At 43.0% G+C, this 22166-nt stretch carries 25 protein-coding genes; 11 read left to right on the top strand and 14 right to left on the bottom strand.

The annotated features are described in order from the left end of the window. Positions 1 to 102 precede the first annotated feature (102 nt). From CCY01nite_RS09160 to CCY01nite_RS09105, 12 genes are all read right to left on the bottom strand, one after another. A complete protein-coding gene (locus CCY01nite_RS09160; RefSeq protein ID WP_146859892.1) occupies positions 103 to 627 on the bottom strand; it encodes an RNA polymerase sigma factor in 525 nt (174 codons plus the stop codon). After that, the gene (locus CCY01nite_RS09155) at positions 624 to 1637 is read right to left on the bottom strand and encodes a glycosyltransferase family protein (protein ID WP_146859890.1); all 1014 of its coding nucleotides are present in this window, start codon (positions 1635 to 1637) and stop codon (positions 624 to 626) included. The genes CCY01nite_RS09160 and CCY01nite_RS09155 overlap by 4 nt, the downstream gene beginning before the upstream one ends. Before the next feature lie 314 nt (positions 1638 to 1951). Continuing rightward, positions 1952 to 2266, bottom strand: a complete 315-nt coding sequence (locus CCY01nite_RS09150) for a UBA domain-containing protein (RefSeq protein ID WP_146859888.1) — start codon at positions 2264 to 2266, stop codon at positions 1952 to 1954. 1 nt (position 2267) lies between these two features. Further along, positions 2268 to 4067, bottom strand: a complete 1800-nt coding sequence (locus tag CCY01nite_RS09145; RefSeq protein ID WP_146859886.1) for a toprim domain-containing protein — start codon at positions 4065 to 4067, stop codon at positions 2268 to 2270. Then, positions 4067 to 4915, bottom strand: a complete 849-nt coding sequence (locus tag CCY01nite_RS09140; RefSeq protein ID WP_186830978.1) for a phage replication initiator YdaU family protein — start codon at positions 4913 to 4915, stop codon at positions 4067 to 4069. The genes CCY01nite_RS09145 and CCY01nite_RS09140 overlap by 1 nt, the downstream gene beginning before the upstream one ends. Before the next feature lie 31 nt (positions 4916 to 4946). Beyond that, complete coding sequence (locus CCY01nite_RS09135; protein WP_146859883.1) at positions 4947 to 5246, bottom strand: hypothetical protein; 300 nt, start codon at positions 5244 to 5246, stop codon at positions 4947 to 4949. Continuing rightward, complete coding sequence (locus CCY01nite_RS09130) at positions 5239 to 5589, bottom strand: hypothetical protein (RefSeq protein WP_146859881.1); 351 nt, start codon at positions 5587 to 5589, stop codon at positions 5239 to 5241. The genes CCY01nite_RS09135 and CCY01nite_RS09130 overlap by 8 nt, the downstream gene beginning before the upstream one ends. An 8-nt stretch (positions 5590 to 5597) precedes the next feature. Then, complete coding sequence (locus CCY01nite_RS09125) at positions 5598 to 6008, bottom strand: hypothetical protein (protein WP_146859879.1); 411 nt, start codon at positions 6006 to 6008, stop codon at positions 5598 to 5600. Then, entirely contained in the window at positions 6005 to 6445 is a 441-nt protein-coding gene (locus tag CCY01nite_RS09120) for a hypothetical protein (RefSeq protein ID WP_146859877.1), read from the bottom strand. Before CCY01nite_RS09120 ends, CCY01nite_RS09125 begins: the two co-directional genes overlap by 4 nt. Next, positions 6445 to 6675 (bottom strand): hypothetical protein, encoded by a 231-nt coding sequence (locus CCY01nite_RS09115; protein ID WP_146859875.1) that lies wholly within the window; start codon positions 6673 to 6675, stop codon positions 6445 to 6447. The genes CCY01nite_RS09120 and CCY01nite_RS09115 overlap by 1 nt, the downstream gene beginning before the upstream one ends. A gap of 99 nt (positions 6676 to 6774) precedes the next feature. Then, the gene (locus CCY01nite_RS09110; protein WP_146859873.1) at positions 6775 to 6981 is read right to left on the bottom strand and encodes a hypothetical protein; all 207 of its coding nucleotides are present in this window, start codon (positions 6979 to 6981) and stop codon (positions 6775 to 6777) included. Position 6982: 1 nt separating this feature from the next. Beyond that, entirely contained in the window at positions 6983 to 7219 is a 237-nt protein-coding gene (locus CCY01nite_RS09105; RefSeq protein ID WP_146859871.1) for a hypothetical protein, read from the bottom strand. A 160-nt stretch (positions 7220 to 7379) separates the two neighbouring features. Here CCY01nite_RS09105 and CCY01nite_RS09100 point away from each other — a divergent pair, with 160 nt between their 5' ends. The 6 genes from CCY01nite_RS09100 to CCY01nite_RS09075 all read left to right on the top strand — a co-directional run bounded on the left by CCY01nite_RS09100 (position 7380) and on the right by CCY01nite_RS09075 (position 10553). Continuing rightward, positions 7380 to 8159 carry a helix-turn-helix transcriptional regulator gene (locus CCY01nite_RS09100; RefSeq protein WP_186830977.1) on the top strand — a complete coding sequence of 260 codons (780 nt, stop codon included), beginning with the start codon at positions 7380 to 7382 and terminating at the stop codon, positions 8157 to 8159. 119 nt (positions 8160 to 8278) lie between these two features. After that, complete coding sequence (locus tag CCY01nite_RS09095) at positions 8279 to 8479, top strand: hypothetical protein (RefSeq protein ID WP_146859868.1); 201 nt, start codon at positions 8279 to 8281, stop codon at positions 8477 to 8479. A 1-nt stretch (position 8480) separates the two neighbouring features. Next, on the top strand, positions 8481 to 8732 hold the full coding sequence (locus CCY01nite_RS09090; protein ID WP_146859866.1) for a type II toxin-antitoxin system RelE family toxin: 252 nt from the start codon (positions 8481 to 8483) through the stop codon (positions 8730 to 8732). A 92-nt stretch (positions 8733 to 8824) separates the two neighbouring features. Next, positions 8825 to 9193: a hypothetical protein gene (locus tag CCY01nite_RS09085; protein ID WP_146859864.1), complete on the top strand. Its 369-nt coding sequence runs from the start codon at positions 8825 to 8827 to the stop codon at positions 9191 to 9193. Between the two features lie 75 nt (positions 9194 to 9268). Then, positions 9269 to 9460 (top strand): DUF2158 domain-containing protein, encoded by a 192-nt coding sequence (locus tag CCY01nite_RS09080; protein WP_146859862.1) that lies wholly within the window; start codon positions 9269 to 9271, stop codon positions 9458 to 9460. 64 nt (positions 9461 to 9524) lie between these two features. Next, complete coding sequence (locus tag CCY01nite_RS09075) at positions 9525 to 10553, top strand: SDH family Clp fold serine proteinase (RefSeq protein ID WP_146859860.1); 1029 nt, start codon at positions 9525 to 9527, stop codon at positions 10551 to 10553. 592 nt (positions 10554 to 11145) lie between these two features. Here CCY01nite_RS09075 and CCY01nite_RS09070 read toward each other — a convergent pair. After that, complete coding sequence (locus tag CCY01nite_RS09070) at positions 11146 to 11451, bottom strand: hypothetical protein (protein WP_146859858.1); 306 nt, start codon at positions 11449 to 11451, stop codon at positions 11146 to 11148. A gap of 151 nt (positions 11452 to 11602) precedes the next feature. After that, complete coding sequence (locus CCY01nite_RS09065) at positions 11603 to 12619, bottom strand: recombinase family protein (RefSeq protein WP_146859856.1); 1017 nt, start codon at positions 12617 to 12619, stop codon at positions 11603 to 11605. A 161-nt stretch (positions 12620 to 12780) separates the two neighbouring features. Between CCY01nite_RS09065 and CCY01nite_RS09060 the strand changes: the two genes are divergently transcribed. Genes CCY01nite_RS09060 through CCY01nite_RS09040 form a run of 5 tightly spaced genes read left to right on the top strand, consistent with a single transcriptional unit; the run spans position 12781 to position 22166 of the window. Further along, a complete protein-coding gene (locus CCY01nite_RS09060) occupies positions 12781 to 13239 on the top strand; it encodes a very short patch repair endonuclease (RefSeq protein WP_246129895.1) in 459 nt (152 codons plus the stop codon). Beyond that, a complete protein-coding gene (locus CCY01nite_RS09055; RefSeq protein WP_246129894.1) occupies positions 13194 to 14498 on the top strand; it encodes a DNA cytosine methyltransferase in 1305 nt (434 codons plus the stop codon). Before CCY01nite_RS09060 ends, CCY01nite_RS09055 begins: the two co-directional genes overlap by 46 nt. Positions 14499 to 14519: 21 nt before the next feature. After that, a complete protein-coding gene (locus CCY01nite_RS09050; protein ID WP_146859852.1) occupies positions 14520 to 17060 on the top strand; it encodes a DrmE family protein in 2541 nt (846 codons plus the stop codon). Next, complete coding sequence (locus CCY01nite_RS09045; protein WP_146859850.1) at positions 17060 to 18796, top strand: nuclease-related domain-containing DEAD/DEAH box helicase; 1737 nt, start codon at positions 17060 to 17062, stop codon at positions 18794 to 18796. The genes CCY01nite_RS09050 and CCY01nite_RS09045 overlap by 1 nt, the downstream gene beginning before the upstream one ends. Position 18797: 1 nt before the next feature. Next, positions 18798 to 22166: a helicase-related protein gene (locus CCY01nite_RS09040; RefSeq protein WP_146859848.1), complete on the top strand. Its 3369-nt coding sequence runs from the start codon at positions 18798 to 18800 to the stop codon at positions 22164 to 22166.

Below are 22166 nucleotides of genomic sequence, written 5' to 3'. Positions count from 1 at the left end.
CCCTCCACATACAGATAAAGGACCTTATCCAGTGTTGTACTCCCACAATCTCAATAGCGAAAAGAGCCCCGCAGGCAGCCCCTAGAATTAAAAGCCAATTGTTCATTTTTCAGTGCGTTTATATCGTTCTACCTTGATTTGTACGTTTCGTTTGGCGTTGGAGATGATCTTGTAAACCGACCTGATCGGTACGCCCGAATCCTTTGACACCTGCTTGACAGACTTCCGGTCTGCGTAGAGTTTCAAAAGTTCCCCATCTACGAACGGAAGCTCGTTCATTGCCCGGTTAAGCCTTTCGATCACCTCCGGTTCTATAGGAGTATGATCATAGAAAGCAGCGATGTCTTCCAACCTGGCCCGAATGAAGGTGCCAGGTTTCCTCATAGTCTTATGAAATCTGCTATTGTCGCTGTAAAACTGCCTTTCCGCCATCCGATAGTAATAGCACCGGAAGCACGTAGCATAAAGATCTTTCAGTCGCTGTTCGGGCAACGCCATGATGATCAGGAACAACTCCTGATAGAGGTCTTCTGCGTATTGGTCGGCCTTCAGAGCCGTCACCTGTCGGCAAATTGTCATGTATTCCTTATCCTTTGCTATTATCTCAATAATTTCATCCCTTGTCATGCAACGCTGTTAAAAACTTCGAGCCGTAGATTATTGATCTTACGGATATCATAGCGCTCTTGCACCCACGTATGCAGAGCCTGGCCGATATCAATCACGTGGTTTGGGTTCTGCTCACACCAGCGTATCCACTTGTACCACTCTGAGGGGGTGTCTACCCGCATGAGGTGCGGGCAGGGGTCGTCCCGGTATGGGCCAGTATTGGAAACAATAATTGGCATCTTCTTACTGCCCGCTTCCAGTACCTTCAGGTTTGATTTACAGGAATTGAACTCGTTACCCACTAGCGGCGCCAGGGCAACGTCCCCATCGTTGTACAGATCCATGTAGGAATCTAAAGGTTGGTAGGTGATCGTCCGGAAGTGGCGGAGCTTACCCCGTGCGCTTACTGTGTCTATCATCTTTCGGTAAATATCCACGCCTGGAGCTATGCCAGCAAGCACTATCTCCCCCGTGAACTTATCCCTGCTCAGCTTGTCCATTGTCGGCCGCAGCAGCCGCAAGTCCCAAAAATGGGATGTCCCCCCCGCGTAGATGAACCGCATGCGCTCCGCAGGTGCCCGGTCGCTGTAGAACTGCATCTCCCCGAAAGGAAGGGCATTCGGGATCACATGGACGTTCCGATTGTATGGAATTACCTTCTCGCGCAGCCGGTCGGAGGTACAGGTAACGGCGTCGGCGGCTGTGAGGTTCTTTACAAACTGCCGCTCCAAACCCTGATGTTCCCATATCTTTTCCAGGAAGTGCCCAGGATACAGCCGCCAGAAATCGTCCATATCTACCACGATCTTGAACCCGTGCTTTGCCCGGAGCTGCAGTATCTGCTCGATGGTATAGCCTGTGGGAACACGGTTGTAAAACAAAACATCACAGTGCTTCAAGCTTTCTTCGAAGGATAGTCCTCCCGGTACCCCCTGGATCAGTCCATCATTTATCAGGTAGGTCACGGGCAGTTTTACCCGGTGATAGCAACACCCTGACTGTTTGTTTACAAGTGATAATATCCTCATGTCTCGCCTCGTTTAGCAACCAGTTGGTCGATTTGTCGTATTGTCATTTGGTGGCGTTTTATCGTCAAGTAATATCGCGGCCGTCAGGAATATAACTGCCGGCAGTGCTCCCCATAATCTGCCGATGATGAGGCCGATTGCGATAATGATCATTGTTTTTAGTCCGTTCATGGTTTACCCTCCCTTTATTACTTTCCAGAGCATTCTTCCGTCCCGGCAGCGGCCCTCGAATATCCATAAGGCGACATACTGATACTCTCGCTCTGCTATGCAGATCCGACCGGTCGATGATATGTACCAGTGTGAAAGCTCCATCATTTGTAAAAGAACACAGAGAAATAACTGTCCTTCGCAGCCTCCCTGATCTCGTCCTCTGCGTACCCCATTTCGGTGAGTACACGTACCGCGTCATCAATCGAATGATCATCCGTACCCTTTACAAAACAAGTACGGAGGTAGGTATCCAATGCCATACGAAGGGCAACCTGGCAGCAACCGTTCGCCGCAAGCTCCTTGCCCCGTATCCAGCTCTTCGTGTTCAGAGTGCCATTTATCTTGACTTCGAGGCTACTGTTCAGCGGTTCCTGGAAGTCATATTTGGGAAGCGGTGATAAAAATCTGTGTCGCATATCAGAAAATGATTTCGTCTTGAGGAAATTTTATTGGATCATCTGCCAGCAATCCGTAGTCATATCCTTTCCGGTCCAGGTAAAGCGGTACTTCGTCAGAGAACGATGTATCCAGTTCAGCGTACCGCCCGGTGCCGACCTCAAACCGAAATATGCTATGCCCCTTCACGCCTGTGTAAGGCTGTTCGCGCACCTTCTGAACATAAACCACCGGATTCCCTGTCATCTCGTCTATATGAACTGTAATACCGTTGTCTGTCTTGTTGTTGAAGTGCGCGGAACCCGCGATGCTATAAAGGTTCGGTATATCGAATCCCTTTCCGGTCTTCGACATTTTAGCCGGGTGTGCCACAAGGAATACATGAACGTCATATGCCCGGCTGAATTTGGTAATGAGGGTCAGCGCCCTGGAAATGAACATCGTTTCGGTCTCTCCCCTTTCCAGGTTAAACTCAATGTAGTTCCACGGATCGATGGTGAAACTGTCGATACCGTATCGCATAACCAGCTCCTTTGCCTTATCCAGTAAGCTACCCACGGTGAGCTCGATATCCTCGGTGTTGAAAAAGTAAAAGTGCTCGTCCACGAAAAGCTTTCCCCATGCCCATTGCGTAGTGTTGATGGTGGAAGGATCAAAGCGTTTCCCCAGGAAACAGGAAATCAGCTTAGCGGCGTGATGCATGACCGGCTGGTGCTCAAAGCTGCATATCGCATGCTTCCACCCGTAGCGGCTGGAAAGCCGGACCAAGCATTGGTTTAGAAATGCGGACTTGCCGTGGTTAGGTATTCCGGTCACTACGGTGAACTGCCCGCGCTTGAAGCTGAACAGCTTGTCGAAGTCAGGATAGCCGATCTGGTCGCCGCGCTTGATGCCTTCCAGGTAAAGCTGATCCAGGTCAGCCTCGAAATCAGTAACCGTGTGAACACCCTCAATCGGGAACGCCACGGCCTCTGATAGCACCTGCTTTACCCGGTCCTTTCCATGCGTAAGTAACACCTCATTGAGATCCTTCGTTCCTTCCGGGTAGACCACATAGACGCATCGGTGGCGACCAAGCCGGCGGGCGAGCTCATCACGCAGGGAACGGCCCGCTGTGTCACCATCCGTAGCGATTACGATGCGCTTCATGACGGTGAAGTACTCGAAACAGTTATCGAGGTATTCCAGTTTCGGCGCTGCTTTGCCCGCACCGGGTTTACTGGCGCCGTTGGGTACGCTCACCACCTGGTAGACACCGGCCTCATACGCGCTCATGCAGTCGATCTCCCCTTCGGTGATCACGCACTCTTCCGCGCCTTCGATCGCGTCCAGGTGGAAGAAGATCAACTCCGCGTCCTTCGCCATTTTGAAATTCTTCGCCCCGTCACGGTACTTGATGTTCACCAGCTGCTCGTTCCGGTAGTACGGGAAGCGGATACAGTTCTGCTCTTTCTCCGTCTGCGGCATCCACTCCATGCCGTCGGTGATCTTGAAACGCCGGATGGTGTTATCCGAAAGGCTGCGGCTGTTCAGGTACTTTTTCGATTTCTCCGAAAGATGTGGCGGCGGCTCCGCTGGCGGGGTGTACACCCGCTTTTTACGTTGCTGCAGTAACTCCTGATCGAACAAGCGGCCAGACCACGAGCAGGGCGGGTAATGGCACTGCCAGACACGCTCCTCCAGGTTGACGGAAAGGCTTTTATCGGTCTTATTTCGCCGCTGGTCATGGCACTGCGGGCAGAATACCTTCACCTGGCCTTTTGCATGGCCCGGCACTGTAATGCCCACATCTGCCCATTCTGTCGGTAGCTTCTCCTGCATCAGTAAACCATTTTTAGCCGTGCTCGAATTTGTTCCGATGTTTCCGTAATACCCTGCTGCTGGTCTACTACCGGCAGACCGGGCGCGTTCTTCAACGCAAAAAGCCCTTCCCAATTCTGCGCCATGCTTTGTTCAACAATCAGCTTCGCTACGGAATAGTCACCGCCAGAAAGGTTAACCAGGTGTGTGATTCCTTTTTGCTCTGCCAGCTGCGTCCGATATCGCTTCCTCTTCTCCGTTCGCTTGAACTCAATCCATTCTTTCCAGATAGCTTCAAATTCCGGTGATGGGAATTCTAGCGGCTTGTTGAGGGGCTTGCCTGCCCCCGCTTCCGCCTGCTTACCTGAAGTGGGCAATTTCGAAGAAGAATCACTGCCCTCCCCCTGCAAGGGGGATAAAGGGGGATTATTATTTTCTATATTCTTACTTCTATTATCTAGCATAGCGGTCGCATTGCGATTGCATTGCGATTGCAATACGTTCGCATCGTTTTTTGATGCGTTCGCATAATTATCCCACTTTACTTTTGCCCCTATTCTTGCCTTGTCGCTCTTTGCCTGGCGTGTTTCAATGGCAGAAAGTATCCGTTCATTCCAGAAACGGGTATCATCCTGCTTAAACAGATCGAAATCGGTAATGATGGAAAGAAGGGTATCGGCATCCGTACGCAGGTTAAAGGCGTAAGAATCACAATCAGATAAGGAGAGGTAACCCTCAGCCTCATAAAGCATCTCCAGTAAGTCCCAAAAGACGCCTTTTCCGGCCTGCCCATGCTTCATGAGCACACGCTGTAATTTCGGGTCCAGCCTCGCATTATAATCATGTTTGAACCAATACCTTTCTTTCATTCCCATGTCTAATTAGGCTCTTCTTTTTCAATTAATACATCCTTACACATCCCGACACTCTGAACAAGGCCACGATGCGAGAGAGTGGCACCGGGGTTCCCGGCATACCTGGCGCCGCGTTGACAATGATCCGTTTCGGATTGGCCGGGTCCGGGAGAACATACCCCACGATATCATCCCCATATCCGCATGCCTGGATAATATTCAGATCCCCGAATACAGGGGCGCTGACCTGACGGCCAGCCAGCACGTCACCGTGCATGATCTCCGGCCGCAGGCGGTCACCGAGCATCTTCGTGTAATAGATCCCCCTATCCAATATGTTATCCATTGAAAACCGGTTTTAAGATGTCACGGCTTACCGCTATTTGAACTAGCACCGAATCAGAAGGAATAGCGAGATCACCATCCGCTGTAAGCTGGATCAAACTATAGGTATAAACCATATCATGAATATATCTTGCTGCCTCCTTTGTGCTACACCCGAACTGCGACGCGAAATGTCCCGTAATGTCCTGCCAGTTATCGTCTATTGGCAACCGGGCGTTCGGGCAAGAAAGTATATTGCTGATCAGAATAAACAACCGGCCAAACCCCGCCGCCCCATGTTCCTGCATATACTGCCTTACCTTTAGATCCTTCTTTACAGCGCCCGGATCGATGTAGTATTTCATCTGCCCGCTCATATTACCATATCTTTATGGTTAGAAAATGGCACGGTGATAAGCTTGGTAAGGCTGGTATCATCATCATCTTCAACTTCTACTTCTTCTATGAACTCACCTTTAAACCGTGTGTCGAAAGGTGCGAATACAGGTATCAGCTTAACTTCTTTTGGGGGATTTTCTTTCTTCCAACCATCTAAGGCAAAACGAGTATAATACTCCCCGATGATCCACTTTGCGGTATCTATGTCGTAGTATTCCACGGGCATAGACGCTGGATAACCACCACCTGGCGGTGTAGAACCATACAGAGATTCGCCATCCCATAAAAGTGGGCATTCCGTCTTTGCCTCAACAATCAGGTAAAGATTGCTTTTGAGATAGTATTGTGTGTTGGGCCCAAATTGAGCTGCGTATGACTTTTTCATGCGAGGGCATTTTCAGGTGAGGGAATGGGGTTTGCTTCTGTAGGTGTGCAAGATGTTTCAGGTAACATGGATTCACCAGATTGTTGAATGTCCTCTGACTTTGGAATAGGGGCTCGCAGATAATTAAAATACTCATCCAAACTCCTTTTACGTTGCAAATATTCCACCGCCTTTATTTTATCTTTATACCGATTTTTAATTCTAAACAAGAGGCCGTTAGGTAACGGCATATCTCCATTATAGTAACGATTCCAGGCCACGCGAGAAATACGCATGTCTTTCTGCATTTCATCACAGTCCATCCCTCCGTCAAGATATAATGACCAGAAAATTTTTCTGAACTCTTCACGTTCCTTCTGTTTTTCAGAGAAGAAGAGAAACTTCTGAAACTCGTTCATGCCTTCAGTCATTTCGGAAAGTGTTTGTAGTTTTTTCATTATGCAGCAGTTTGAGGGTGAGGAAAAGAAGAGGATTTAACGAGAGGGTTTCCAGATTCATCGATACCGCAAACGGCCAGGTAATCTGCCAAGGGTAATTCAAAAGGAATGTACTTAGGCACCTTAACAATCAACGGGCGGGGCTCTTGCTGGCTGGCCGCTGCTCGCAATAAGGCAAGTTCTTTGCGGCTGATAAGGACACGATTTTTGCTTTTCTTACGATTTTTCATATCTTTACATTGAAGTTTAATGCCCTCGCGGGCGGTTAAATAACATGCCTGATGTTACCGCATCGGGCTTTTTTATTTTGCTAAAAGGTTGTTAATCATTTATGGTTTATTCTTTGCCGCTGCCGGCTTGTACCTTCCCGAGGCCAGCCTTGCTATCAAATCCGCTTCCCGGTCAATTAGCTGCTTTTTGCGTTTACCTGCTGGAACAGAAGCGCGGGCTTGCCGCACCTCCTCCAGCATGTCATCAGCAATTTTCCGAAGTGCTAATACCTTTGTTTCGAGTTTATCGATTTGATCCCCTTTCATGCTAGGCGGTTAATGCTTCAGCTTCCCTTTTTATATCAGCCCTCAGCTTATTAATAGCCCTGATCAGGCTGGCGTTGAACACTGTACCATCCAGCTCAAGCAGCCGCTGCACGGTTCTGAAGTTGTAGCCCACCTTTTTAGCTATATAATTGATTTTCAACCCCTCCAATTCTTTCGAAGCGACGGCATGCCATTCTATTAACAAGCCCTTAGGAATCATATTCGGCAATTGTTCCATATTTGCAGTATTTTTGCGATACTTCCGGTGACATTTATCAAACTGATAAATGTTCTAGGATTCAAAATTATGTCATTATTAGTGACATAACCAAATTTATTTGCCATTATTTGTGTCATTATTAAAAATATTTGACACCATAAGTATTAAACATATAGAAATGTTTTTACATAAGAACTTGCGGGCCTTTAGAATTGCCTTTGGTTTTTCTCAAAAGGATGTTGCCGATGCCATTCAAATTAGACGAACTACATATCAGGCATATGAAGATGGGAGAAATACGCCGGGGGTGGTCGTGTTAGAAGCATTAAGAAAGCTTTATGAAGCTCCCATGGGCCTACTGCTAAATCATGACCTGGAGATGGTGCAATTTGACAAAGAGAGCAAAACCGTAACATTCAGTACGGTTGACGGAGCTTTTGGCAGATATTCATTAGGGCATGACAATGCTAACAAACTGGACATATTCATAGGGCCCAAAGTCGAAGAGTTCAAATTAGACGAGAATGAAGTGGACTATTCATCACTAGACGATTTCCGTTTATCATTATTTGCTATAAAATTTGCCTTACATACGGAAGATGCAATGTCCAGATCCGAGTTACTGGTTTCAACACTCAATTCGTTAGGAGAATACCGAAACGAGACTGTTAAAAAGAAGAAAGAGGAGGAGTTACTTAAACAACTTGACCTAAATGAAATAGTATTGAAATCCTATAAGGACAGACTTTATTTTATTACAGACCGCCTTTATAAATCTCGCATTGAATCTCCTCTTATATTAGTTGACAATGCATTATCCCTATTTGAAAATAATTCGTCAAGAGAGGCCCCCAATGGGAATAAAACGATCGAATATTTGGAAGAAATAAATCAGTTATTGAAAGATAAAGTTGCTATCCTGGAGGCTCGAATAAGTGAGCTGACTAGCAAAAATTAAAGGCGATTGTCCAATCATTATGCAATTAAAAATCCATTTCAGGGCTTTTGAACGACGTGTTTGAAAATGCCCTCCCCAAGAATCGCCTTGATTTACAAAAATTCCTTAATTTCACAATTATGCCCACATTACACGTAAGAAAAATAAAAGGTGACCGGATATCAATGCCGGAGAAAGAGTTCAGAAAGCTGCTGGCGAAAGCGGAAGAGCTGGAGGATATCAAGGCTTTTGACAAGGCCATGAAGAAGATCAAAGAGGGTAAGGAAGAAATTCTGCCCTGGGATAAAGTAAAGGAGGCTTTAGAAAAATCGAAGCGCTGATATGTACCAGATTACGATTACCGCCAGTGCGCAAAAAAAGTTATCAAAGCTGCCAGCAAATGTGCAAGAAAGAATATCGGCCAAAATAGACACTCTGGCTATTGATCCCCGACCTCCAGGATGCAAAAAACTCACCGGCCGGCCGGGGTACCGGATCAGGATCGGTGATTACCGGGTGATTTACCTGATAGAGGACGGAAAGCTGACGGTCCTGATCGTAGATGTGGGGGACCGGAAGAATATCTATGAATGATAAAAATCCCTTAAATTACACTGCTTTTTACCAATACCCTGTAAGACAAATATTTCCACGGCGCCCCGCGCTCGACCTCGTAAATTGTATCTATGAAGAAAATAGTGCTATTATCCTTTCTTGTTATTCCAGCAATAACCTATGCCCAACGCAAATCAGTCGATAACGTTTATGGAGATGTCCAAACGTGGCAAAAGAGAAAGCCAAACCCTGCCTACAAAATAGGAACCGGGGGTGGGCTGCTTGCTGCAGGAACCGCTTTAACTGCCGGTGCTGCTATCTATTCGTTGAATATTACAAAAAACGAAGAAAAGACGGTGGTTTATGTCGGTGCCGGGGTTGGAGCTGCATTTGCTATCATTGGCGGCATAATGATCGGTCAGGGAGCTAAAGATATCTCAAAGCGCCTGAGCGTATCTGGGATGAAGTTTACCGGATCGTCAATAGTCTACAGGTTTTAGAATGTTCAACCGCAAAGAATTTTAACCCCTATTGGAGAACCCCTATTTACACACCCAAAATTTAAACTCACGATCATGGAAAATCAATTTAAGGCAGGCGATCTAGTGGTTATAAAATCAGGTGGCCCCAAGATGGTAATTGAATATCTCGACACTGAGGGTAACGCTTATTGCCTGTGGTATAACAGGGCAACAGGTGAGATAATAAGGGAAAAAGTCGGATTGGGGGCGCTCGAAGTCCATATGGCTGTGAAAGAAAGCCAGTGATTTAGCCGAAGTTTTACCCCTTATTGAGAAGCCTGCTAACTATTTATTCAACCAAAACAAAGCTATGGAACAAATTAAAAAAATGGTCAGCCTTTTATCCCGCGTACGGGGAGGTATTCCCCAGCTTATATTTTATTGTCCAATCCATCCCGGCAGTTTCCTGCAGGTTCGGAAAGCAGTTATCGACCTGAAGAAGAAAAGTCCGGAAGTAGAAGAGATTGATGTTATCGTACATTCCCCCGGTGGCATGCCAGATGATGCATATAGAATCATCCGAACACTGCGGAGTAATTTTAAGGTTGTCAATATTGTTGTGCCGTTTTGGGCAAAAAGCGCCGCTACGCTCATGGCGCTAGGCGGATCTATTATCGTAATGGATGAGGCGGGGGAACTGGGCCCTCTTGATGTGCAACTAGCTAAAACGAGGGAAGATGGGCCCGAGTTTGACAGAGAGAGCGCTCTTATTGATGAATATTCGCTCAAAAGATTGGAACAAAGATATCGAGAGGTATATGAATCTATGTATATCCGGCTATATGAGCATAAAAAAATAAACCTTTCAAAAACTGAAATGTCCCGCCAACTGCTGGACAACCTAGCCAAATTTTATGAACCATTGATGAAGCAGATTGACCCTTATAAGCTGGGCGATAAACGGCGCAAGCTTGACATTGGCTACCAATATGGTTCTAGGATACTATCACAGTACCATTCGCGCATTGATCAATACACGAATAGGGATGTGGTGGATTATCTGGTTAATGGCTGTCCGGATCACGGGTATATTATTGATTATGAACTTATTTCGTCAAAACTGGACATAGTTAAACAGTCCAAAATTTGGGGTGAGGAATATCAATCAATTTTAACCGAATTATCCCTATATTTGGTTTTGAGTGATGCGGAAGATGAAGTATGTTTCATACATGACACTAAAAAGGCTACAGTTCAGGACAATAATATATCCAAAAAGAAACCCGACACCAAACTTGTAAAATCAGCTCGAAACCCTAAATTTGCACAAAATGGAAAAGAAAGCAAAACACAATCCCGTACAGAAGTCAACGGACAAGGTGAAATCCAGGCTATTTGATATTGTATCCACCAATACAGAGGCTGAAATACGAATCGGAATCGCCATTGCAGATGAAGAGGTTAAGGAGGAATCAAGGAGGCGACGCTTGGAAGCCCCACCTAGTTTCGAGGAACGGATATTCCTGCATTCCGAACGATAAGAATTTAAGCCCGGTCCTCCGGGCTTTTTTGTTGCTCACAATTCTCATATCTTTGCCGTCAAATAAAAGGTCAAACAATATTGTTTGAAAAATAGAAGAATTAAAAATAATAGCACTTTGATGCAGTATGAAAATCAAATAACTATAAAATTTTGGCGGAGCATCTTTTGAATCAAGGGTTCGAATCCCTTCTCCTCCGCGAACTGAAAACAAAGGAGTTATTTCTTAGAGAAATGACTCCTTTGTTCATTTTACAGACAAAAGTTTATTGATATTCAAGGTAATACAGGGTTCAAACTCCCGGATTGTGGTTTGAACCCATCCGGCCTCTCATTAAGCCGGATATTCATTGTGATTTCTACAATTATCGTTGCAATAGTATTCAATAATTCCTGCTCTTCCCGAGGCAACGATGTTGCAGGTTCCTGTATCGTTTCCATATAGTTTTATTTAGTCTGATGAGTAGAGTAGATTCTTTTCTTCGAGTTCTCTTCTAGTATGTCTGAAAACAGGATGTAACCCGCCCGATCTGAAGACACCATCTCCGAACTTCATTCCGCCGGAGCAGATTTGACTTATTAACACATACCTGTCCTCCCAGGAAGCTTTTTCATAAACGTCCCAAACAGATGTCAGGTAGGTCAGCAATTCCGCCATCTTTTTTAATCGGCCCTGCCGGTCCTGCATCAATCGTTTAGCCCGGCGATTTATCAATTCTCTGGCTGTTTTGAACTTCTCCTGCCATTTATTGAACATGTCTACCGGTATTTCCCCTGCGATAAATCGTTCTCCAGTTTTTCAATATTGCCCATAACCTCGCGCTTCATCTGATGTTGTTCCATGAGTAGCCTGGCGTTAATGTTCAGGGCTTTCTTGAGCTTACATGTTGCTGCTTTTTTCAGATATATTAACTGGTCGTTCCGTAAAGTGAGGTGATGCAATAAGCGTTCAAACTTTTCATGCAGCACCGTTCCGGGAGGTTGATATTTGAATGCTGGACGCATCTGTAGTACTGATAATATTTTTTCCTACCCTTGCTCCAACCTGCAGTCATACTTCTGCCGCAACTGCATCTTAAATGACCTCGTAATGGAAAGTCTTTGTGAGGTTGAGCTTTATTTCGGGACGTCTTGAGCATATGCTGTACTAACCAGAAATTTTCTTCCTTTACAATAGGCTCATGTAGTGCTCTGACAAAAGTCACCTTTTGTTGTTCAAAAGTTGGCTCGATGCTGATTAGTCCGGCATATACACAATTTTGTAGTACCCTTCTGATAGCGCTGTTGCCTGTGTTGGGGAAGCCCAGTGGCTTGACTGCTTCATAGATCAGATACATAGGCAGGCCAGCCCGGTAGTCCTGAAATATTTTTCGAACGATAGTTGCCTCCGCTTCTTTAACGACAAGTGTACTTTTACCTGAAATATCCAAGCCGTTACGATATCCGAATGGTGCTTTTTGCATGAACCTGCCAGATTGCATGGCGTTTCTTATTCCATTTCTCAGCCGTTTTCTGATATTCAAAAGTTCGAGATTAGCCATAGCATATTTCAGCGTTCTGCTGATGAAAATCTGAGGGTCCGATGTGTTCAAATCTATGGGCTCATCTACGGATAGAACATCTACCCCATACTTTCGCCTCAGTTCATTAATTTTTGAGAGAGCCTGAGAAAGATCACGGCTAAAACGGTCATGGTCCATTACAATTAAGTACCGCACTACCCCCTTATTTTGATGCAGAAAATACTCCAACGCTTTAAAGTTAGTCCGTTCGAATGTGTCGCTACATTGTCCGTTGTCCGTGAAAATGTTCAGTAATTGCAATCCATACTTTGTACAGTAGGATATGATCGCAGATTCCTGACCAGCAAGGGAGTACTTTGACTGGTCTTTTCTGCTCAGCCGGATGTAACCTATTGCATTCATATTGTTGCATTTTTATATGACAAAGGTCATATCTAATTTCAAATTTGGCTCAGAAAGATAAGAGCAGCCCCAGGAGCAAAAGTCGCATATTCGTCTAATCATCCTTTGTACATTGTATAGTTTTTTTTCACTATATTGAATTTAATATAGGAGTACACTATTTGAGCTATTTCTACGACATTTGTGTTGAAAGTCTAGAAAATATGGCTGATGTACATACCAAAGAAATAAGAAGTTATAATATGAGCAGGATAAAGGGCAAAAACACAAAGCCTGAACTGCTTGTAAGAAAATTTCTTTTCTCAAATGGTCTTCGGTACCGGTTGCACGATAAAAAACTCCCGGGGAAACCTGATTTGGTTTTTCCGAAGTACAAAACAGTTCTTTTTATCCATGGCTGTTTCTGGCACGGCCATGAGGGCTGTAAATACTACGTAGTACCTAAAACAAAAACAAACTGGTGGCTGGCAAAGATTAGCGGTAACCAAAAAAAAGATACAGATAGTAATACCCGTTTGCAGCAAGCGGGCTGGAAGGTGGTGGTTGTTTGGGAATGTGATTTAAAGCCCGCGTTGTGCGAAACAACATTAAAAAAACTACTAAAGAATCTACTAGCCTAATGAGTTTTAAATACATAGATTTATTTGCCGGAGCCGGTGGCTTGTCTGAAGGATTTATCAGAGCCGGTTTCGAGCCTATTGCACATGTCGAACTGGAACAAGCGGCATGTTTTACTCTGAAAACGCGTACTGCTTATCATTATCTAAAATTAACGGGGCAATACAATACTTATGTATCTTATTTGAAAGGCGAAATAACCAGAAATCAATTATACGCAGCCGTTCCAGAGACTTTACTGAGTGCCGTCATTAATTTACCAATCAGCGGCGACTATAATCCTACAATACATAAGGCTATCGAAAAGCAATTAAATGGAGCCTGTGTCGATTTGATTATTGGTGGTCCCCCCTGTCAGGCCTATTCACTGGTAGGTCGGGCCAGATCTAAAAATAGTATGAAAGGCGACCAGCGAAATTATCTTTATGTTCAGTACGGCAAATATCTGGAACGATACAAGCCTAGGATTTTTGTCTTTGAAAATGTCCTTGGCCTTTTGTCTGCAGGCAGCGGTATATACCTTGAAAACATGAAAAAGCTTTTCAAGTCAAAAGGGTATGATATGAAAGTCTTTAATATTGAGGCTAATAATTTCGGTGTACTTCAGAACAGAAAGCGTATTATCATTATTGGCTGGCAGGAGAATATTGAATTTACCATCCCTGATCTTGAAGCTATAAAAATAACTTCTGGTCATAATGTCAAATCAGTTCTTAACGACCTTCCGATTGTTAAAGCGGGAGAAGATACCGGCAGGTATATGAGGTACAGAACAAGAACAAACAGCTATCTCGAAAATAATTCTATTCGAAATGGTATTGAAATTCTTACGCACCATAATGCCCGTCCGCATACCAAACAGGATAAAGAAATTTATCGTATTGCCGTTAATAAATGGAATAATAAAAAGGAAAGACTGAACTACAATGATTTGCCTGAACGGCTTAAAACCCATGAGAACAGAAGTTCGTTTTTTGACAGGTTTAAAGTAGTAGCTGCCGATCAACCGTTTTCTCAAACGGTGGTAGCACATATTGCCAAAGATGGACATTACTATATCCATCCTGACATAGAACAAAATCGCTCACTTACTGTCCGAGAAGCTGCAAGACTGCAATCATTCCCCGATGATTATTTTTTCGAAGGGGTAAAAGAAGGCATAAACCGCACTCCTGCGTTCAAACAAATTGGTAATGCAGTCCCCCCCCTGATGGCTGAAAAAATCGCAATAGCTATAAAAAAGCTATTGTCAAACGCTTAACCCCTTTACCCGGCGAATAAAATGAGTCAAGAATTCATTCACAAACTTTTGTATACGTGTGAAAACCAGTCAGATGGCCATGCATTACCTACGTTTCTGAAGAATTCGCTACGACTTATTGAAGAATTCTTTGCCCATGCTGCTTCCAATAAACTCTGCCTCGTTTTTCCAGCTAAAGATTACGTAGCACAATGGCTTTCTCTGAATCTCTCTCTTGATCATCTTCAATCCGAATTCAGAGAAAATAGACAGGATATTTTTGAGGCCTATAAAGTTTATAAGCCGGGGCAAAAACTGCTTCTTAATAACAAAGCCGTAGTGGAATGGGTAAAGGGAGACGAAGTAGAAATAGTATTTAAAACTAAAGGTACTGAGTCTAAGAATGCTCCTTGGCAAGATACAAATGGAGATTACGTTTCCTTAAAAACATCACGCATTGACAACCTTAAACCGGCTCCCGCTTCCCGAAAAGTTTTATCACCCCGCAAGGCCGTATACGAAAACCTGTTACCTAAATCAAATGATCCGGTTGATGATCTCTTAGGCATATCTTCGAAAGGCAACTTTGTTTTTCTAAAGAAGCCGGTCTGCCTTGTTTCCAGAATAAAGAGCGCAGATGAATCGCTTGGAAAAATATACCTGAATAAACAACCGCTCGCTGATTTCTTCCGGATTGAAAAAATTAGTGATACCGGCATATCAATTCCCAACGCACCCCTCCTTATCGCCGGTAATCTTTCGTATCTGACGATGTACACTATAGTCAACCCCATTTCTAAAATTATCATTGACGGCTTTTCAGCAATTCAAGAAAGACGTACTGATTTTTCCGATGTTGATGCGAAGGGAATTCCTACTATTCTTATTACAGATCTATCCGAAATTGAGAGTTTCGAGCATATCAGCGATTTTGGGTTTGAATTCTATAATTTTACTAAAGACCAGTTTGTCGTTGAGAAACCAATAGATCACTCTCCTTTTCAATTGCTGAACAGAAAAGTAAAAAATTACACTTCATTTCTTCTTTCAAAAGAGCTATGCAGTAATGATGACCTTGACGCACTGATCCATAAAATTCACTCTATAGAGAAAGATGAATCAAACAATGATCTGAACATATTGAAAATTCGGCTGATTCAGCTTGCTAATAAAATATCGGCAGTCGTCCATCCTTTAACTAAAGACGAATTAGCAGAATTAACCGCAAGGTTGAATGAAATAGAAATATTAACTGCGCAAAGTAACAGCTGGCTCGGCGATGCCGGTTTAGCAATTGGTGAAAGTACTGCGCTGCTCAGATTATTGATAGACAAATTGGCGTTAGCTCCATCTGAAAAGTATATACGGATGTTGTCAATGCTTCAGGAAAAACGCTATGATTACATTATATGTCCCACTGAGATTGAAGTGGCTGCTCTAAAAAATTTTATTAGCAAGCAACCATTGGCATACAAACCTAAAGTAATAGCTGCAGGTAAAATTGCCAGTATGGCTAATACTATTGGTGAATCGAGCTCAGCATTACTAACTGGCTGGCCCAAATCCAGCAATACAATCCGATTATTAACGTCTTTTTTATTTTCCGAAATCACTTTTCTATTTTATCATTTTGAGAACAGATACTTTAATTCATTACAAAGGAGAAATCAAAAACAATGCAACTGTATAAAAGCAACCGTCAACAGCAATGGCGTCCGGCTAGAGGAAAAAACACCAAAGGATAACGAGTTCAGCCTGCTCTATAAAAATGACGAAAATATTATGTCAACTCATGAAGCAGATTTCGATATTTTAAGATTCGAATTGGAGCTTGACAGTGTTCAATATTCAAAATACATTGCCAAAGGAGTTCGGACAGAAAGTGAAAGGGCAAAAAGGATAGATTTTGAAAACGAATGTTTTTTTTATACCACTGAATCGCATAAATTCCTAGTCATTAATGAACTGATCGAAAAGAGACGAAAAAGGCCGGTTTTCCATACAAAAAGGGTCGATGCAATAATATCGGGAGACGTTATTGCACTGATAAGTGCTTATAGAGAAATACTCGCGCGTCTTGTAGAGCAGAATACACGACCTGAAGATCTGGATTCTGTAAACAAATGGATACAACTTTGGAAAACTCTTTTAAAGGAGTATTATGCTTCCGTTGGAAACGACTTTAAAAAACTAGTTGAAAAATTGCGCACATTCCATTGTACCAAACACGAAGCTACCATTAAAAACTGGCTGCTGGATGAATCCAGGATAGGGCCCGACGATGACTCGGACCTGATCAGTATAGCAATGCTTACAGGCTCGGATTTACTACATGACAACATTGACAAGGTACGGGATGCCGTAAGAAGAATGACCGGCTGGAGGATGAGAATGTCGGATATCATCAGCAACAAAATCAGAGAAAAGCTGTATGGACTGGCTGATCATTCTATTATTGGTACAAAAATTCAGGTAGAGGAGCTGGGCGTCGTAAATATCCTGAAAGTTGCTGAAATACAGAGTAATTGGCAACTCATAGATAGTCGATTTGTTAACAAGTTGCTTCAAAAAGAATTGATTTAATGCCAAAACTTCTACCACCATATATTGACAGGGATTGCAAGAGCAGTGCAGAGAAGATGATTTTTAACCTATTTCAAACCAGCCATTTTGCAAAAGATTGGATTGTGCTCCATTCACTCAACCTTTCGCAACATACAGTGCGACTTTATGGTGAGATTGATTTCCTTATTCTTATTCCCAACAGAGGTATCTATGTAATGGAAGTAAAAGGAGGAGATGTGAAATGTATCGAAGGCGTATGGTATTTTACTGACCGATACGGAAACGTAAATAAGAATAAAAGCCCCTTCAATCAGGCCAGAGATGCAATGTTTTCACTAAAGGGCGCAATAGAAAAGGAGTTCGGCAAAAAACACAGATTCAGCAGGATCCTATCCGGATTCTTTTGCGCTTTCCCGCATATCAGTTTTGATAAGCGCAGTGTAGAGTATGAAGCATGGCAGATAATGGATAAAGATACTCTAAGACAGGGAACAGAAGATTTTTTTTGCACATTGACAAGTCAAACCATTCAAAAGCACAGTAGCCAGGTATGGTTTTCTAAAAATGAGTCGCTGCCGGGCGAGAAAGACCTTCTGGAACTTTGTGATTTTTTGAGAGGGGATTTTGAAAGAGTAAGAACTGCAAAAGACCGCCTGAATGAATTTAATAAAGAAGTCAAAAAATATACAGAAGAACAACACCGGATATTAGATTCCATCCGGCTCAATGACAGAAGCATAACACAGGGAAGTGCCGGAACAGGAAAAACAATGATCGCAATTGAGTCAGCAGTAAGGGCAGCGGCGGAAGGAAAACGTGTATTTTTAACCTGTTACAACCGGTTAATTGGGGAATGGATGCAAAGGCAATTGGAACAATGGAAAGACAAAATAACAGTATCTAGTTTACACTTATTCCTATTTGAGCAATCAAAGGGTTTCGATTACGATACACCTCGGGATAATAATCAGGATTTCTATAATAATTATCTCCCGCTTCTGTTGAAAGATATATATCAGAAGGGCATATATGAAAAATTTGACAAACTGATTATAGATGAAGGCCAGGATCTGGTACGGCCTGAATACCTTGCTTTATTTGATGCAATGCTGACAAATGGCTTGGCTAAAGGAAGCTGGGAAATTTATGGTGATTTTGAAAAGCAGGCTATTTATGCTCAGCTTACCAAACAAGAAATGTTTCGTCTGCTCATCGAAGCAGGCCAGCATGCTAATTTCTTACTAACAAGAAATTGTCGAAATACAAGGCAAATAGGTGAAGAGACATCGTTGATATCAGGATTTGAACAACCGCCATTTCTTCTGGAGCATCTTGAAGGAATAGCGGTTGAGTATCATTTTTACCAAGATGATGCTCATCAGAAAAGGCTTCTGGCAGAACAACTGGAGAAGATTTATAAGCTAAAGTTATCCGAAAAAGAATTGGTTATTATTTCACCCAGGAAATTGAAATATTCCTGTGCCGCCTCACCTTTGGGGGTTACGATAAAAGAAATTAAAAATGCGCCGGATACAGAGAGCAATCAGAATTATTGGACATTTTCAACTATACAGGCCTACAAAGGAATGGAAAGCAACTATGTTATCATTACCGACATTGAGGACATAACAAGTGACGCAGCAAGATCGCTACTATATGTAGGTATGAGCAGGGCGAAATATAGTTTGATACTTTTAATTTCCGAATCCATGCGTAAGGAGTATCAAGAAATTTTAAAAAGAAAACTCAGATAAAATGAGAGACAATATTCTGAATTTTATTAAAAAGGAGATTATTGGCCCGGATCCTATTAAGCCACATATTCAGGCCAACGGTGAAGAAATATTAATTAATGAGCCTCCCCGACTGAGATATGGAGCAGGGATTCTATTCCCGAAAGCAGCAACCTTTAAAAAAGCCGATTCAACAACAGCTGATGAAGAAAAGGTTTTTGAAACCACCGAAGGAGAACATGGAAATGAGGATGATCCTATAAGGGCAGGAGACAGCAAGGTTCCCATAGATATGTCAGAAGGATTTGAAGAAGAGATCGGTTTAGCTAACAGTTTTCTCCCTTCTGCCATGGGCTTTAGTTGTTTTTCAAAGATTCCTCAAAATGGTTTTAAAATTATCATTGCAGCAGCGATATATAATACAGGTGATTACTCTTATCCGAGAGAGGATGGAACAACAACTACAAGGACGGCCTACTATCGTGTTCCCTTGGATCAGGAAATTATTCTTTCTACAGGTGACATACCAGTTAAATCTGGGAAATCAGTCGACAAGTTTCTGACTGATAAAGACGGGAAGGAAATTAATTTAAAATTAAACATCAGAAACCGTACTCATGAAGACAACTCCAGTACAGGAATTCATCTGCTCACTTTTACTCTGATTAATCAATATATTGGAGGTATTGAAAATATTAGAAACGAAGATTGCTTTTTTCAGGTTTCTTTCTCTGTTGTATCTGATGAGCCTTCTTTTTATCCGTATAAAGAAGCTGCACTTAAAACCGATAAAGATGATGAAAAATCAAATCGTCTCTTGTTTCGCAATAAAAAGACCTTTGCTGTCGGACATGGTTGTTCCCCATCGTGGGCCGATACCGACACAGAACATACTACTACAATTAAAACAGAAATAATACCCGTTTATGAGATCAAACCGATCGTACCAACAGAACTGGCAAATCTGGAGTTGAAAATGTTTGACCTGAGCGATCTCTCAGATAACGATATAACTACAAATCTAGTAAAGCTTAACGAAGAATATGAGTCATGGATAGAGCAACAGGAACAGATAGCCTCAACAACGTTAAATGATGATCTGTTGGAGACTGCACTGAGACATATTGATAGTTGCCGGAAATGTTTGGAAAGAATGCAGGAAGGAGTTGGATTGCTCACAACAAATGAAAGTGCGAACAGAGCTTTTAGGTTGATGAACCGCGCTATGTTATTGCAACAACTCCAATATAGCATTGAGACCCGGAACTGGATTCTGGATAAAGGCATTATTAAAGGCTTAAAGAATGTAATCCTTCCTGATATAAATGACGTCACGACATGGAAAACCGGCTTAGGTGCATGGCGCCCTTTTCAGCTGGCTTTTATTCTGATGAATCTTAATGCTATGTTGGATGCTGAACATCAGGACAGGGAAATGGTAGACCTGATTTGGTTTCCTACCGGTGGTGGAAAAACGGAAGCATATTTAGGATTATCAGCATTTACTATCTTTCTAAAAAGATTAAAGGACAAGAATGATTCAGGCACCGCAGTACTGATGCGTTACACGCTTCGGCTACTTACGGCGCAACAATTTCAAAGGGCAGCCTCTCTTATTTGCGCCTGCGATAAAATAAGAAAAGAACATGAATCCGAACTGGGGTCAGATAGAATTACAATAGGGCTTTGGGTTGGAGAATTGACTCCCAACAGACGTGATGAAGCCCGAAAGGCCTATAGGGATATGGAGCAGGGAAAAGAAGAGGACAATCCCTTTATCGCATTAAAATGCCCATGGTGTGGTGCACAGATGGGCTATCTGAAAGATGCGAAATCCAATAAGGTAAAGGGCTACAAAAGGCGAAAAGTCGGATCATCTGAAACAATCGTGTATCAATGCGACAATAGCGATTGCGATTTTTCAAAGCCTGAATTTAATCTGCCACTTGTTGTCATCGATGAAGATATTTATGACTATCCGCCTACACTTCTGATTGGAACGGTAGATAAATTTGCAATGCTTACCTGGAGACCGGAGGCCAGAACTATTTTTGGTTTTAGGGGCGAGGAGAGGCTGACGCCACCCGAACTGATTATCCAGGATGAGCTACATTTGATTTCTGGTCCGCTTGGTTCAATGGTAGGACTATATGAAACAATGATTGAAGAATTGTGTACAAGAGATAATAAAAAACCTAAGATTATTGCTTCGTCTGCAACAATAAGCAGGGCCAAAGAACAAATAAATGCCCTATATGGCAGAGGAGCGGGTAATGTAACTATTTTTCCTGCGCAATGTTTGAATGCAGGAAATTCTTTCTTTGCTTATGAAGATACTGCAGCTACCGGAAGAATGTATGCCGGTATATTTGCTTCTGCACTTCCCTCCCATGCGACAGCACAAGTAAGAACTTTATCGTCACTCCTTCAATCCATAAAATCCATTCCGGCTGCTCAGGAGAAGGACCGGGACCCATATTGGACAACACTTACTTATTTTAATAGTATAAGAGAGTTAGGACATGCTGCAACATTAATCCGTGCTGACATACGGGAGTACATGAATTCCATCTGGATCCGTAAGTCAATTAAAGGTGAAGAGCGAAGATTTATTAACAGAGATATAGAATTGACTAGTCGTATTAACAGTAATGACATTCCCGAATACCTGGAACAACTTTCAAAATCCTGGACAGGCGATAAATCGGAATATCCGGTTGATGTTTGCCTTGCGACAAACATGATCTCAGTAGGTGTCGATATTCCACGCTTAGGTTTAATGACCGTTATTGGTCAGCCTAAAACAACATCCGAGTATATTCAGGCTACAAGTCGTGTAGGTCGTTCCAAAAAAGGGCCAGGGCTGGTTTTCACAATCTATAATTGCTCAAAACCAAGGGATCGCTCACATTTTGAACATTTTCAAGGATATCATTCAAAAATCTACAGCAGAGTTGAGCCGACAAGCGTTACACCGTTCTCAGCGCCCGCAAGGGAAAGGGCATTACATGCCATTCTCATAGGTTTAGTCAGATTTTACGCAGCAGCCGAAAGCAGGGAAAAACCCCGGCCTTTTCCATCAGAAGAAGTAATTGAGCGGGTAACACAAATCATTTACGACAGAGTGAATTTGATTGATGAAGGTGAGTATGAAAAAACTCTTGAATTACTGGAAGAAAAAATAGAATATTGGAAAAGTGAGTTGCCCATGGTGTATGGAAAACCCTTTGGACAAATAACAGATACTCCGCTAATATACTCAGCCGGGACAAACCCGCCTGAAGATGTTAAAGACAGAGCCTGGTCAACTCCTACGTCAATGAGAAATGTGGATTCTACCTGTGATGCATACATAATACCAGCCGAATACCTAAACATCGACAACAACTAA

This window comes from Chitinophaga cymbidii (genome assembly GCF_007992715.1).
Lineage (GTDB): Bacteria > Bacteroidota > Bacteroidia > Chitinophagales > Chitinophagaceae > Chitinophaga > Chitinophaga cymbidii.
This window is presented reverse-complemented; position numbering and strand designations above follow the sequence as displayed.

Excerpts from the sequence above, each read along its gene's own strand:
- CCY01nite_RS09160 (WP_146859892.1), bottom strand. The coding sequence starts at position 627 with ATGACAAGGGATGAAATTATTGAGATAATAGCAAAGGATAAGGAATAC.
- CCY01nite_RS09155 (WP_146859890.1), bottom strand. The coding sequence starts at position 1,637 with ATGAGGATATTATCACTTGTAAACAAACAGTCAGGGTGTTGCTATCAC.
- CCY01nite_RS09150 (WP_146859888.1), bottom strand. The coding sequence starts at position 2,266 with ATGCGACACAGATTTTTATCACCGCTTCCCAAATATGACTTCCAGGAA.
- CCY01nite_RS09145 (WP_146859886.1), bottom strand. The coding sequence starts at position 4,067 with ATGCAGGAGAAGCTACCGACAGAATGGGCAGATGTGGGCATTACAGTG.
- CCY01nite_RS09140 (WP_186830978.1), bottom strand. The coding sequence starts at position 4,915 with ATGAAAGAAAGGTATTGGTTCAAACATGATTATAATGCGAGGCTGGAC.
- CCY01nite_RS09135 (WP_146859883.1), bottom strand. The coding sequence starts at position 5,246 with ATGGATAACATATTGGATAGGGGGATCTATTACACGAAGATGCTCGGT.
- CCY01nite_RS09130 (WP_146859881.1), bottom strand. The coding sequence starts at position 5,589 with ATGAAATACTACATCGATCCGGGCGCTGTAAAGAAGGATCTAAAGGTA.
- CCY01nite_RS09125 (WP_146859879.1), bottom strand. The coding sequence starts at position 6,008 with ATGAAAAAGTCATACGCAGCTCAATTTGGGCCCAACACACAATACTAT.
- CCY01nite_RS09120 (WP_146859877.1), bottom strand. The coding sequence starts at position 6,445 with ATGAAAAAACTACAAACACTTTCCGAAATGACTGAAGGCATGAACGAG.
- CCY01nite_RS09115 (WP_146859875.1), bottom strand. The coding sequence starts at position 6,675 with ATGAAAAATCGTAAGAAAAGCAAAAATCGTGTCCTTATCAGCCGCAAA.
- CCY01nite_RS09110 (WP_146859873.1), bottom strand. The coding sequence starts at position 6,981 with ATGAAAGGGGATCAAATCGATAAACTCGAAACAAAGGTATTAGCACTT.
- CCY01nite_RS09105 (WP_146859871.1), bottom strand. The coding sequence starts at position 7,219 with ATGGAACAATTGCCGAATATGATTCCTAAGGGCTTGTTAATAGAATGG.
- CCY01nite_RS09100 (WP_186830977.1), top strand. The coding sequence starts at position 7,380 with ATGTTTTTACATAAGAACTTGCGGGCCTTTAGAATTGCCTTTGGTTTT.
- CCY01nite_RS09095 (WP_146859868.1), top strand. The coding sequence starts at position 8,279 with ATGCCCACATTACACGTAAGAAAAATAAAAGGTGACCGGATATCAATG.
- CCY01nite_RS09090 (WP_146859866.1), top strand. The coding sequence starts at position 8,481 with ATGTACCAGATTACGATTACCGCCAGTGCGCAAAAAAAGTTATCAAAG.
- CCY01nite_RS09085 (WP_146859864.1), top strand. The coding sequence starts at position 8,825 with ATGAAGAAAATAGTGCTATTATCCTTTCTTGTTATTCCAGCAATAACC.
- CCY01nite_RS09080 (WP_146859862.1), top strand. The coding sequence starts at position 9,269 with ATGGAAAATCAATTTAAGGCAGGCGATCTAGTGGTTATAAAATCAGGT.
- CCY01nite_RS09075 (WP_146859860.1), top strand. The coding sequence starts at position 9,525 with ATGGAACAAATTAAAAAAATGGTCAGCCTTTTATCCCGCGTACGGGGA.
- CCY01nite_RS09070 (WP_146859858.1), bottom strand. The coding sequence starts at position 11,451 with ATGTTCAATAAATGGCAGGAGAAGTTCAAAACAGCCAGAGAATTGATA.
- CCY01nite_RS09065 (WP_146859856.1), bottom strand. The coding sequence starts at position 12,619 with ATGAATGCAATAGGTTACATCCGGCTGAGCAGAAAAGACCAGTCAAAG.
- CCY01nite_RS09050 (WP_146859852.1), top strand. The coding sequence starts at position 14,520 with ATGAGTCAAGAATTCATTCACAAACTTTTGTATACGTGTGAAAACCAG.
- CCY01nite_RS09045 (WP_146859850.1), top strand. The coding sequence starts at position 17,060 with ATGCCAAAACTTCTACCACCATATATTGACAGGGATTGCAAGAGCAGT.
- CCY01nite_RS09040 (WP_146859848.1), top strand. The coding sequence starts at position 18,798 with ATGAGAGACAATATTCTGAATTTTATTAAAAAGGAGATTATTGGCCCG.